Raw genomic sequence first — 13112 nt, 5'->3', positions numbered from 1 at the left:
ATATTTTTTGTTAGTTAGGGTTACTCGTCGAAACCGTATTTTTTGTCTAATTTGTTCATTAATCGTACGTAAACGAAGATGAGAATTACGAATACGTAAATAGATCCTTGTTGTGCAAACCAGAAACCTAGTTTGAATCCGCCAAGTCTAAATTGATTGAGTTCTTCTCTGAACAGAATTCCGCAACCATAGGAAACCACAAACCATATAGCTAGTAAAATGGCGAGGTATTTTATGTTTTCTTTCCAGTACGCTTTTGCGCGTTTTTGTTTGTCATCGGTCATAATTGGTTGGTTTTATAGGTAAATCATTGCTTGAAGCGTTAAGGTACTTATTGCATCGGTATTACCATATTTTGTGTTGAAATATTCAAGGCTAAGTTTTGAATGATGTCCACTAAGATATGTATTTATCCCTATACCAAAAGAAGTGGCATTGTCATCAATTGCATCTATTTGTCTGCTATCAAATTGTACATACGGTTGAAATTTCGTTGCTTTTTCTGTTGCAAATAAATATCCTAAGTGTCCGTGAAGTAACGAACCTGTTTCATAGGTTCTTCCTAAAGTAAAGTCTTTTCCGTAATCACTGAATTGTGCTAGAGCATATGCAGTAATTGCTGCTCCTTTTCCTCCAATTGGCGCATCGTAAAAAGCATCGACAGCATAAATAGATACATCTTCTCCTGCCAATTCACCTGCAGTGTTTGCGATTACTGAGCCTTTTGGATGAAAGAAGAATCCAGCACCAATATTGAATACTTTTTTACCACCTAAATAGCTTCCTACTTTGTAAGGTAAAAAGTTAGATTCTTGATCTAAAAAGTGATAGTCAAAATATCCAGCGTAGGTTCTACCAGCATCTTTTGAACCTAATAAACGTCTTCCGGCATATACGGCAGCTCCTCCAGGTGATGGTGTTGCTGCTTCTTGTAAGTTGTTTGTTACGGCATCATTGATTGCTAATCGGTATTGGAATTTGTTAAATTTCCCTTTGAGATATACACCCATGTGACGTGCAAATTGATCTGAAAGACCAATCGTAGCCCAAGCTTGACGCTGATTGTCCAGAGTCATCATGTTTAACGTGCTTTGATTATTGGCTCTAGAAATCCCGTTCCAGTAATGCAAACCGCCACCAATGGCGTGATCTTTTGTGAGTGTAAATTGTCCCCAAACATCATGAAAGAACAGTTGTGCGCTGTCTCCTTTCCCTGTTGGTGATAAATTATCTCCGTTAAGACTGTTGAGTCCAAAATGTGTAAGAATTAGGAATCGTTTGTTGATTTGTGCGTACATAAGTACACGAGCTCTACGCAAACTGAAATTTAAATCACTTTGTTCGTTTCCGTTGGCATCCAAAGGTCTGTCTGAATTATGTTGTGCCCAAATTTGCGCCCATGAAATGATTCGGAAGTATTTAGAACCATCTTCGTTGAGTTTTACTTTCATTCCGCCATTGTAATCTGGCGCACCTTGAGCGTTGGTATATTGGAAAGAGACTAGCAATAGTCCGACCAATAAAAGTGTTAGTTTTCTCATTGTTTTTAAAGGGTTAGTTAGTGTTACATTGGTTTTGTGTGCAATGCTAAACTCTAAAAAACAGCGAGATAAATAAAAATAACTATATTTTTTTGTTAATTTACTATACTAATCTTTGAAACGTTCCCACTTTATCAACATAAATTTGTCACCCAATTCTGTAACAATAACTCCTGCACCTTTGACGTTTTCGGCATTTTGGAAGTAGTTACCGAGTTCATCAGCATTGAGTATTTTATAGGTAGGATGATACGTAGAATTGTATGGACGTTTAATGTTGTATTTCTTCACCCAGTTCATAATACTTACATGCGAAATTCCCAAAATACGTTCAATTTCACGATAGGTCAATCCTTCTAAATACAATTGAAGCGACTTATTGACATAATAATCATCAATCTTTTTTCCTATTTTGTTTACCGAGAAAAAGTAGTTGCATTTTTTACATTTGTAACGTTGTCTGTTGTTAACAATTCCGCTTTTTATATAACTATCTGAACCACAATTAGGACACAGTTCTATTTTCATATATACTAATTTAGCATAAATATATCAATTTAGCAACAAAAATAAAGTTTGATGTTTTAAAGTATTTGATTTTTCACATAATTATGTCCATTCGTTTGATTGTCATAAGAACATTTCTTTTTACTAATATGATATGTCCGATTTTGTTTTACTTTTTTAAAATAGTTCGCATTCCTCTTTTTATAATGTATGCCGTTTCTTTGGTTGGAGATTCTTTTTTCCATTTTTCACAAAGGCTTTCTACCCAAATTGGTTGTGATTTGCTAGCATCGTTCAACCAATTACCAACAGCGTCACGTACATATTTAGAAGCATCAGATTTTAAAGGATTTAAAATGGGCAACGCTTTCGCAGGATTTTCTTGAAAAGCAGTTATTTTCTTTGTCCAAACGCCAATTGGCCGCAATGCTTCTACCGCAAAACGCCGAATGTTCTCGTCTTCGTTAGTTGTCCATTTCGTTAGCAATGCTACGGAAGTGTCCAAATCAGCAATCATTCGTTCTTTCGTCGCAAAAATTACGACCTCGCGAACACCAAAATGTGTGTCGGCAGCGTAGGGCTTCATAGTTTTTAGCAATTTAGAAACTGTATTTTGTTGTGTACTTTCTGCCCAACATGCCCAACAACGCACCAAATCGGAAGTATGATTTTTTAGTTTTTCATACACTTTTGCATTAGTCGTTAGCAAACCAAACGTTTCTCCAATTACTTTGGTATTGCTATTTGCCGTTGGTTTTTTCTGCGCATTTACGGCGACTTCAAAATCTGGAAACCAAGCTTGCTTATTGAGTTCTTTCAGTACTAATTTCAATAAGAACAATTGATCGGTTGCGAGCCATTCCATTAAATTTTTAGTTTCAACCAAACCTTGATTTAAATATGCTATCACTTCAGGATTTAAATCTTTCAGGCTTCTCGGTCCTTTTCGATTGGCGATATGTTCAGGAATCATTTGTATAGAATTTTAGACGTTTCTAAAGTACATAATTCTCAAAATATCTTGCCATTTCCACATGGTTTTAATTATAACCTTTTAAACTAGAAGTGGTTTTTTTAAGTGTCATTTTGATTTTGCTAGAGAAACCCGTAGTTTCATCTGATAAAAGAAACTTTATGCAAAAATTGAAACATTACGGAATTACTTGTGTATTTTTTATCACGGTAGCATTGCTCACGTTTTCCTGCAAGTCAAATCAGGCTGTTAGTAACGTAAAAAATAATGCTATTAGCATTGCAAATACAAAATGGTCGGGAACCGATTCTGATGGCGATTTTTACGAGTACCATTTTTTAGCCGACGGACAAGTTGCTTATAAAACTAATACCATGCGAAGTAGCATTGTTTCTTTTAAAGATGAGGAAGATATTTGGAGTCAGAATGGTAAGAAAGTGATGATTGCTTTAGGTAATACATCAATTCAAATTGGTGATATTGCAGGTAATAAAATGAATGGAATTGCTTGGAATAAAGATGGAAAAACTTGGACTTTTAGCCTTCAAAAAATCTCTAAATAGTGCTGAGAATTTGGTAATCATTATATAAATTAACGTCAGTTCGATATAAATCAATCAATTTATATTTATAGTAATTTTAGAGATGATTTTGTTATGTAATTCATTTTCAGTGTTTTATTTTCGTTTTCTTTGCTTACCCAAAGAAAAGAAACAAAAGAAAGGGAACTTTTCCAGAGGTATTTTTAGTTTTTCTTTTAGGGAAAAACTAAAACCGCATGAATTTTTCTAAATTTTCTCCAAGGTTTCGAAAATTTTTAACGAAAAACTCCTGCTATACTGCGGAAAAGAAAAGTTTCAAACTAAAATCCTAACGTCGAACTCACGTTAAATTATTAAAATAATTACGCAATTAAATGCACACTGAAAATAAAATTTCAAAACATAACAACGTTTTAATCGCTTTTACAACTGATAAAGAGCCTTCTGAGGAGTTAAAGTATTTATTAGATCATTTTTGTGGCACTTCCGTAGATGGTTTCGCTGCTATTAAAGATGCTTCTCAAAAAGTCTTTGTCTGTGGTAATCTTTCTTCGCTTGACAACCAGAATAGACCATTTTATATTATTAAAGAAGTTTCTGAAAATTATGAACATTTACAAGATGCTTTGGTTGTTTCGCTTGGAGAAGTTCCTGTCATTATTCATGAAGTTGGCGTGTATTTTAGGAAATTATTTCATGAACATGACGATTATTTTCATCAGATAAGATCGCAACACGAGTTTCAACAATTGACAGAGTCCAATAAACAATCTAACGCATTGCGTACGGGCATTTATTTGAGTGATGTTTCAAAGGAAACGACTAACAAAGGGAATGAGCAATTGCACTTCCACTTGTTACGCTGTTCTAGTAATTTGTCTGGACCAACAGACAATTTCCGCAAGACGGATCGCAGTATTATTAGTACGTTAAATGCCGCTGCAAAAACCGTTTTTGAGGAGGAAACCTCTTTAAATCATGTGTTGGCGCAGATTTATGAGAATCGAAAAGATACCGACGAAAGAGCTAAGGAACGCAAGGCGAAAATTAAAGCACATTCTGACAAGACAAAAGATATGGCAAAAAACGGATTGATCGCTTTTTGTACATTTTATGACAACACACAGCTTGAACATTTAAAACCTTCCAAAACAGATCGCTATGATTGGTGTCATGGAAAAACGAGTGGTTTGACACGACTGCATTTTAAGTTAAAAAAATCGGTCATTGATGATCGTCTCGAAAAAGAATTTAGTGTGACTTTGTATCCGAATTCTGCTTTTATCATTCCACTTTCTACTAATAGATTGTACACGCATGAAATTCGTCCTTCGTTGTTAAATATTGCGCGTATTCCAACAAGAATGGGTTATGTGGTGCGTTGTTCTAATTTGGAAGCTGTTTTTATGAATGATGAAACATATATTAAAGAAAATGGCGAATTGATTAAACTTGAAGAAATGACAAATGAAACCATGTCTGAATTGCGTGATACGTATTATGAAGAAAATGTGTCGGAACGTAAAGTGACGTACGGAAAAGTTCATTTTAGCATGAATGGTGGCGATTACCAAAAACCTATTTATTGATGAATGGTTTTTATCAATTTTCGCTTCCATTAGAAACCAATTTGTTTGATGAATTGGCAACTTCGGTTGCTTTTGAAGCTGTTGGAAAAGGTAGACTTGGGAATCATTTGGTAAAATTGAGTGATTTGGGAATTCCGTTGGTACGAACGACTACGAAATATACGATTCCGCCGCATGATTTTTCGGCAATTCACAATACGATTGTAGAAAGCATACAAAATACGATACAAACTACAGATGAGATTCCGATTGATGAGGTTTCTTTTAATAATGCGTTGATTGAAATTTATGATGCGTCTTATAAAAAAATGAAATATCATTCCGATCAATCTTTGGATTTAGATTCGACATCATATATTGCCTTATTTTCTTGTTATGAACATCCAAATGATGTTTCCAAACATGCATTGCGCAAACTAAAAGTGAGAGATAAAACTACGAACAAAGAATTTGAATTTGTATTGGAAAACAATTCTGTCGTATTGTTTTCATGCGCCACAAACACAAAATTTCAGCATAAAATTGTCTTGGAGCAAGTTTCAGGAAAAAAGCCTGTAGCTATAGAAAATCGTTGGTTGGGAATTACTTTCAGAACTTCAAAAACGTTCATTCAGTTTAAAAACGACAAACCATATTTTCCTAATGGAGAATTGTTGCAATTGGCAGATGAAACACAACGCAGAAGTTTCTACATGACACGCGGAGAAGAAAATAAAAGTATGGATTTTAAATATCCTGAAATTTACTATACGTTGAGTGAAGCTGATTTGATGTTTCCAAAAAGGTAACTTATTACATTGAAAATCAGACATAAAATCTACCTGAATCTTGTTACGTATTCTCGCCTCTTTTACCATTTTTATTTGGATTACAGCGCATTATACTATACATTGAAAGTCCAAACCATTCAAAACATACCGTATGCAAACCTCTAAATCTCACGAAGACGTATTGAAAAACAAAATAAAACATGTAGTTGTAGTCATGTTTGAAAATCGTTCCTTCGATCATATGCTGGGTTTTTTATACAAAGACAATCACAATAAATCACCACTTGGTCATGATTTTGAAGGATTAACGGGCAATGAAACAAATCCTGATAGTACTAAAAATCCAATCAAAGTATTTCCAATTGATCCAAACGACAAATACGCGTATTATATGCCAAAAATGGATCCAGGAGAAGGTTATATGAATACCAATTTTCAGTTATTTGGCGCTTTAAATGAACCGTTTCCTCATAAAATTGCAAACAATCAAGGTTTTGTGCGTGATTTTGAAAACAAGATTGCAAATAAATATTATGGCGATCCACCATATAAACCCCAAAAAACTACTGATAAGTCTACTACAATACCTAAAAAGAAAACATACGATAAGAATTACGATCATTCAAAAGATTATCAAAACGACGATTACAAACATTGGTATAAACATTATTCTCCACCACCATCTGGTTTAGAAATTGTCAGTAAATTTCCAGGTACAGAACCTAAAGATATCATGGGAATATACACACCTGAACTGCTTCCTATTTTATCTGGCTTGGCAAAAGGATATGCTGTTTGCGATCATTATTATTGTTCGGTTCCTTCAGAAACACTTCCCAATAGAGCTTTTATGCATATGGCAACTTCTGAAGGACATTTGTATGACGAAATTAAATCGTACAGTGCTAAAAGTATATTTAAAAACCTGTCCGATCACAAACGTAGTTGGGGGAATTTTTGCTGATAAATTACAAAAACCATACACTTACAACTTTTGTCAAGATGTAGCCGACAATCCAATACCAGAAATTCCTTTATTGGAAGTTTTAATAACTTCAAGACAGTTTTAAAAGGAGATCATTTGCCAGATTATACGTTTTTAGAACCTTCTTGGGGAAGCTATGGAAATAGTCAGCATCCAAATTACGATGTCGCAGCTGGAGAAGCATATATGCTAGAAATTTACAATGCTATACGAAAATCTAAATATTGGGAAGATACGCTGTTAGTTATCAATTATGATGAACATGGAGGTTGTTACGATCATATCACTCCGCCAGAAGGCGCAACACAACCAAGTGCAACAACTGAAAATAAAAACGGATTTAAGTTTGATCGTTTTGGCGTACGTGTTCCTTGTGTGTTAATTTCTCCTTGGATTGAAGCGGGAACAGTGTATCGTACAAAAAGTGAAACTCCACTCGATCATACTTCGTTGTTAAAAACTATTGAAGTTTTATTCGATTTGCCACCACTTACAGCACGTGATAAAGCTGCCGCAGATGTCTTAGATGTGCTTACTTTGTCAAAACCACGAAAAGACAATCCGATGGAAGGAATCAAAGCTCCAAAAACCAATTCAGCAGTTCAAATTCCGAATCATGCTTCACAAATTGTACGAGCACAAGCAGATGCGATAACTGATAAATTGAATAGAGATGCAGGGACACAAAAGAAAACTCCTGAATTTCATTGTGATGAAGCAGCAGCGACATACATTCAACAACATTAAGTATATAATGATTTAAAGAATAACTTCTGTTGCTTTTGTAACCTTTATCTGAACATGTACACTGATATAAGTAAGAACAAAAACCAACTCAAAAAATAATAAATAATATGAAAAAAGTAATAGTAATTGTGTGCGCGCTGTTGTTGATCTCTTGTGATACTTCAGAGCAATATGAAAAAATTGCAGGGGAATGGAATTGCACGACATGGATTACAGAATCAACAGGAGCCGATCTTTGTAATAACAATGTGTATTTTAATTTTAAAGCAGATAAAACGTATCAATCAAAGATTAATAATATGGAAGAAACTGGCGTGTACAAGATTGCAAACGGAATGTTGTATTCTACACCAAAAGGAAAACTAGAAATTGGTGTTGAAATCAGTAAACTCAACACAGATACGTTGCAATTTGTAATGAGTCGTTTTGGAGAAAAAGAAATTCTCACTTTAGTCAAGAAGAAATAAAAATATACTTTTATTAACTCGTTGTGCATTTAGAACTCAAATATTCAATGAAACGTCCGTTCGAGTGATTTTGAGGTACGAAAAATCGTATCGAGAACTTATTTTCGTATTAAAAATTCTATTCTCGATACTAATTTTACTCATTTTCAATCGTAAAATTCACTCGAAGTGACGAATTTTATCTAAATGCGCAACAGGTTTTTATTATGTCATATTTAAAAGTTCAACAATATACTGTTGGACTTTTTTTATGATAAAAAAACAACTACGCAAAATGAATGCGCAGTATCATTTTAGGTTTGTTGAAGATTTAAAAAACAAAAAGATGATAACCTTAAAAGAATTACACAGAACTTTACAACAACGCAAGCGTCCAGAAGATGTTGCAGAAATGATTCTTGAGTTATTGGGAGAACGTCTTTCTTTTGAAGAAAAGAGAATTTTAGAAAAAGCTGCCAAAGGTTCACTGAAAAATACTTTTTTGGGTTACACGTCCATGATGCAAGAATTTGCAACTGCTGTTGGTGCAGAAAAGCAGGTTAAAAAAACGATCGAAATCTTTAAACTTACTCCTAATGAATCTATTGATTATAATAATATTGATGCAATTAAGGAGTTTATCGCAGCAGTTTCTCCAATCATTTTTAAGGAAGTTGGTGCTAATAATTTTCTATCAGATCGATTAAATAAATTACAACGAAAAGAAAAAGGTTTAGATCTTAGCAAACGTAATTATAATAAAAAATGGCGTTTGTTGAAGCGACTCGAAAAGAAGTTGACAAAATTACATCGTGAAATAAAAAAGATTGAATTCCAAAAAATAGGAAAACACGGTTTGTCACACAAAATTGAATTTTCTGAATTTCAAAAAGATTATAATTCGGCATGTTTTATTGCCTATTACAACACAAGATGTAACTTACGAAGTGTATTTACCAATACAAGTCAAGAGCGCGCTTTTGATGAAATTTCAGAAATGTTATTAAATCGTTGTAAAGCAAATTCAGCAAATTGGTGGGCAATTGCACATATCTATTCTGGTCAAAAAGTAATTACAAAACTCTCTGATGAACAGAAAGGAAAATTACTAGGAAAATGGACAGGAACTTTGCAAGAAATTGCGGAATTCTTAGCAGAAATCTGGAACAAAAATGATTTCAATCGTGAAACTATGGTGGTACAAAGAGGAAACGATTCAACAACTTGGAACAATACGGCTGGTGCTTGGAATAAAGCAAGAGACAATTGGATGAATATTATTTATGCTTTAGGAATGGAGTATATTTTGGATGAAATTTGTTTTGGAAAAGTACTACGATTAATGGCAGGCGATGTTGTTGCTTGGCATTATTCAAGTGGTGGACAATTGGATCCGAATACCGAAGTTTGGAATAAAATTCCATTGCCTTGGGAAGTGTTTCAAGGAAAAGAAAAGTGTACTAAAAAATTAGTTGAATGGCATTGTAAACGAGCAAATATAAATCCAACAAAATCTGGATGGATTGCGCCAAGAGTTCAGCGTGTTGCAAAATTTAAACCAACTCCCGAACTTGTACATGGCGTAACTATTTCAAATCCGTATTTGGCAACAGTACTAAAAAAGCATAAATACTTTTCAGGTAAAAAATATAGGTTAGTTCAGTGGTAGAACGGTCGGCTCTCACTCCGATTGGACGCAGGTTCGAGCCCTGCACCTATATATGTCTGATATAGCTCAGTGGTAGAGCGTCCGGCTCGATTACCGGATGGACGTAGGTTCGAGCCCTACTATCAGACCAAAACGAAGCACGGTTACGAAATGTAGCTGTGTTTCTTTTTTTAAAGTCCCGATTTGTGTTTTAAAAATTCCTTCTATATCTTGAAGTTTCTTAAAATTAAGTTTATGAAAACCACTTCTGTGTCATTATTTTTGATATTTGTATTGATTTTTAATTCTTGTTGTGCTACTAAAACAACAACTTCCAATACGAATTCTACTGCTGTAGAAACTCCGATAGTTTCTGAAAATCCGACAATAGAACGTGCTGAAGATTTTGATGGTTGGAGTACTCAAATTGACAATTTAAATACAACTCAAATTAAGATAGTTTGTAAAGAATCGAAACTAGAAATTCGCCAAAAAATTCTAGCATATCTTAGATTGAATCGTATTTTCTTAAATGATATTGAACTTCGAAATGCTATTGTTGAAACGTCTGAAAGTGGTAGAATCATCATTCCACAAAATAATTATCGCCTTGATTTCATTTATAAAAATAATGAAGTAATTGTACAAGGAGATGAAAAAGATGCTATGGGAATTGATCCTGAGTGGGATTTTATAAAGCCTATTAGTTCCAATTGGGGTTTATTGAGTGGATTTTCAGACCAATTAACTGTTGAGAAAATCTTATATAAATAAAATTTCAGTTGTTTCTTAATCTATGTATCAATCTTAAATTCAGCAATAATATTTTTTCCGTTAAAACGACTCAGCAATTGTAAAATAAAAATTGTTGGTATTTTTTCCAAATCCCCAATCGAGTCTAAGATTTAAGTTTTCAGATTTATCAATCATAAATCGTGCGCCCAAACCATAATTAGGTTTTAAGGTTTTAAACTGAAAGCTTTTTACATCGTTGTAAACGTCGCCTGTTCCTACAAATCCTACCATTCCCCAACGAGAATTTTTGAAGTTTTTACGATATTCTACTTGAGTCGCGAGCAAATCACGTTCTACAAAACGGCCTTCTTGATATCCACGCATAATCTCACTACTTCCAAAAAAGGCATATTCTGAAAATGGTAGATTCCCACGTGAAAATTGTCCCACCACATGAAATGCGAGAATATCGTTATTTTTTTTAGATACGTCTAAATAGTGTCTTAAATCAAATCGTGTGAGATTAAATTTATGAGTTCCGCCCAATGCTTTAAAATATTCACCGTGTGTGAATTCAAAATACCAACCATCTTGAGCGTTTAGTATGTTGCTTCTACTGTCAAATAACATCGCAACCTCAGCACCAACTGACGTAGAACCATTGAATCCATCTGGTCTGTTTCTATCAATGAGTCCATCAGCCTCAAAATCTGTATTATAAATATGATTGAGTCTAAATCCTGCTCCAACAAACAAGTATCTATGAAACATTCGCTTTAGAAAAATAGGCTCTAAAAGAAATTGATTATAGTCATACTGTTCTTCTGCACTATCGGGCGTGTCTTTTCCAATACCGTAATATAACCTCGGATAATTTTGAAATAGTAGATTTCCTTCAATTACCCATTTTTCTTGGTTGGTAAATACCTCAAAACCTGAATACACGAAAAATTGATTGTTCAGCGTATATTGAATGGACATTGGCATATTTGAAACTCTTGTTTCTTCACCACTTCCGTTAAATTTGAAAAGGTATTTGGCTCCTGTACCAAAAGAGAAATTCGTTTCTGGAGAATATGAAAAAACGGGCGCTACAATAAACTTTTGCTTGTAAATCGTTGAATCTCTTTCTACCGCTTTTTTATTTGGATAAAACGTAAATATTTCTTTAAGTTTATCAAAAGTTTGAGCATTTACTGAAGTAGAAAATCCGAATAGTATTAATAAAAAAATGAAGGTATGCTTTATTTTTTTAAGGTTGCGTAGCGTTATCACAGTATTGAAGATATTTATATTTAAAAGAGCAAATATATATTTTTGAATTTAGTGGTTTTAACTCATTCAAAGATTTAGTTAACTTAAACTATACCTCTGTCGTTTTTTTAGATTTTTCAAAAATGACCAATTATATTTCACAACAAACTCATATTAAATAAGTTACAATCGAGAATGCAAAAACTACCGAATGGTTAATCGATTAAAAATTGCGGAAACTTCTGCAGCACTTACACGCGTTGTTACGATGTTTGAGTAATACTTACATCTCTAAAATCACTTCTTTATATTCCTTAAAAGGTTTCAATTCTTTTTCTGCCAACGCTTTATCAATCCATTCCAAAGCTTTTTGCTTGTTGCCTTTGTGTTTAAAAATTTGTGCCAAACGGTAATATGCCCACGATAACGGAACACCATCTTTTGACGTGTAATGCGTGATGTACAAATACAAACACTTCTCGCCTTTATCTAACTGTATATTATAATCGGCAGCAACCTTTCCTATTTGATAATGCATTGCATTTCGCTGATGCTTTTTGTGTGACTTTTCAATATTAGCAATCGCTTTCAATGGCTGATCTTGCTTTTCGTACAACTTTGTCAATTTGTCATAACACGTCAACGAACCGCCAACTTCAATCGCTTTTTTGTAGAACTTCTCTGCCAACTCTGGTTCATCATCATATTCATAAATATATCCTTTTGCCAAATAGCCATCAACCTTAGAAAGATTTTCAAGTTCATTGGCATATTTCATCGATTTCTTCACGCTTCCACCCAAAAGTCTAGGCAACTGCATATACAATTCTACCATTGCCCAACGCACATCAATATGATTCGGATCGAGTTCTGCGGCACGATTAAAAGAACGTTTAATATCACCAATAAGTCCTAAAGCTCTGAACTTATTTACAATCAGTGCTTTCATACCCATGGCACCACCATATTTATAATGATAATTTGCATTATGATCGTCCATTTCTACCAGACGTTCGTAGATTTCAATAGCTTCATCCCATTTTTTCTGATATCCGTACGAATCGCCCAAAAGTTCAATAAGTACAGGATCATTTGGAGAATTTTTTACAGCAGTTTTCAAAATATCTTCTGCTTTGCTATACTGTTTTTGTTCAAATAATTGTTCAATATTTTCTTTAGTTGCTTGACTAAATAACAACATCGGAAGGCACAAAAAGACCAAAAAATAATATTTCATTCGTTTTCTATTTTCAATAACATATGCAGTTATCATTCCAAAGATAGTATTTCATCTGTATTAAGCATATTACTTTGGAATACTCTTTGCTAATTCACAAATAATAATGCAGAGATAAACCGTATTTCTTATAAAATC

Annotated in this window: 12 protein-coding genes, 2 tRNA genes and 1 pseudogene; 9 read left to right on the top strand and 6 right to left on the bottom strand. The window is 33.8% G+C overall.

Features of this window, described 5'->3' with window-relative positions; all coding sequences use genetic code 11:
• Positions 1-20: 20 nt before the first annotated feature.
• The 4 genes from KAOT1_RS20460 to KAOT1_RS20445 form a co-directional block, all read right to left on the bottom strand.
• Positions 21-284, bottom strand: a complete 264-nt coding sequence (locus KAOT1_RS20460; RefSeq protein ID WP_007096816.1) for a DUF4212 domain-containing protein — start codon at positions 282-284, stop codon at positions 21-23.
• 12 nt (positions 285-296) lie between these two features.
• On the bottom strand, positions 297-1541 hold the full coding sequence (locus tag KAOT1_RS20455) for a hypothetical protein (protein WP_007096815.1): 1245 nt from the start codon (positions 1539-1541) through the stop codon (positions 297-299).
• A gap of 108 nt (positions 1542-1649) precedes the next feature.
• Positions 1650-2069, bottom strand: a complete 420-nt coding sequence (locus KAOT1_RS20450; RefSeq protein WP_007096814.1) for a transposase-like zinc-binding domain-containing protein — start codon at positions 2067-2069, stop codon at positions 1650-1652.
• 148 nt (positions 2070-2217) lie between these two features.
• Positions 2218-3021 (bottom strand): DNA alkylation repair protein, encoded by an 804-nt coding sequence (locus KAOT1_RS20445; protein ID WP_007096813.1) that lies wholly within the window; start codon positions 3019-3021, stop codon positions 2218-2220.
• Between the two features lie 161 nt (positions 3022-3182).
• On the opposite strand from KAOT1_RS20445, the gene KAOT1_RS20440 reads away from it, so the two are divergent.
• The 9 genes and pseudogenes from KAOT1_RS20440 to KAOT1_RS20405 all read left to right on the top strand — a co-directional run bounded on the left by KAOT1_RS20440 (position 3183) and on the right by KAOT1_RS20405 (position 10522).
• The gene (locus tag KAOT1_RS20440) at positions 3183-3584 is read left to right on the top strand and encodes a hypothetical protein (protein ID WP_007096812.1); all 402 of its coding nucleotides are present in this window, start codon (positions 3183-3185) and stop codon (positions 3582-3584) included.
• Between the two features lie 353 nt (positions 3585-3937).
• Positions 3938-5152 carry a hypothetical protein gene (locus KAOT1_RS20435; RefSeq protein ID WP_007096811.1) on the top strand — a complete coding sequence of 405 codons (1215 nt, stop codon included), beginning with the start codon at positions 3938-3940 and terminating at the stop codon, positions 5150-5152.
• Positions 5152-5940 carry an alpha-ketoglutarate-dependent dioxygenase AlkB gene (locus KAOT1_RS20430; protein WP_007096810.1) on the top strand — a complete coding sequence of 263 codons (789 nt, stop codon included), beginning with the start codon at positions 5152-5154 and terminating at the stop codon, positions 5938-5940. Before KAOT1_RS20435 ends, KAOT1_RS20430 begins: the two co-directional genes overlap by 1 nt.
• A 133-nt stretch (positions 5941-6073) precedes the next feature.
• Positions 6074-7654 (top strand): annotated as a pseudogene (locus tag KAOT1_RS23605) (alkaline phosphatase family protein).
• A gap of 107 nt (positions 7655-7761) precedes the next feature.
• Complete coding sequence (locus KAOT1_RS20420; RefSeq protein ID WP_007096806.1) at positions 7762-8121, top strand: lipocalin-like domain-containing protein; 360 nt, start codon at positions 7762-7764, stop codon at positions 8119-8121.
• 325 nt (positions 8122-8446) lie between these two features.
• Complete coding sequence (locus KAOT1_RS22180) at positions 8447-9769, top strand: hypothetical protein (RefSeq protein ID WP_050765329.1); 1323 nt, start codon at positions 8447-8449, stop codon at positions 9767-9769.
• Positions 9749-9821, top strand: a tRNA-Glu gene (locus tag KAOT1_RS20415). Before KAOT1_RS22180 ends, KAOT1_RS20415 begins: the two co-directional genes overlap by 21 nt.
• A 3-nt stretch (positions 9822-9824) precedes the next feature.
• Positions 9825-9897: transfer RNA gene (locus tag KAOT1_RS20410), tRNA-Ser, on the top strand.
• Between the two features lie 106 nt (positions 9898-10003).
• Positions 10004-10522, top strand: coding sequence for a hypothetical protein (locus tag KAOT1_RS20405; RefSeq protein ID WP_007096804.1), 519 nt, complete (start codon positions 10004-10006; stop codon positions 10520-10522).
• Positions 10523-10582: 60 nt separating this feature from the next.
• On the opposite strand, the gene KAOT1_RS20400 is transcribed toward KAOT1_RS20405, so the two are convergent.
• Both KAOT1_RS20400 and KAOT1_RS20395 read right to left on the bottom strand, forming a co-directional pair.
• On the bottom strand, positions 10583-11758 hold the full coding sequence (locus KAOT1_RS20400; RefSeq protein ID WP_007096803.1) for a BamA/TamA family outer membrane protein: 1176 nt from the start codon (positions 11756-11758) through the stop codon (positions 10583-10585).
• Between the two features lie 262 nt (positions 11759-12020).
• Positions 12021-12974 (bottom strand): tetratricopeptide repeat protein, encoded by a 954-nt coding sequence (locus KAOT1_RS20395; RefSeq protein ID WP_040560195.1) that lies wholly within the window; start codon positions 12972-12974, stop codon positions 12021-12023.
• Between the last annotated feature and the right edge of the window lie 138 nt (positions 12975-13112).

Source organism: Kordia algicida OT-1 (assembly GCF_000154725.1).
GTDB classification, from domain to species: domain Bacteria; phylum Bacteroidota; class Bacteroidia; order Flavobacteriales; family Flavobacteriaceae; genus Kordia; species Kordia algicida.
The sequence above is the reverse complement of the archived record's forward strand: the minus strand, read 5'-3'. Positions and strand labels throughout refer to the sequence as shown.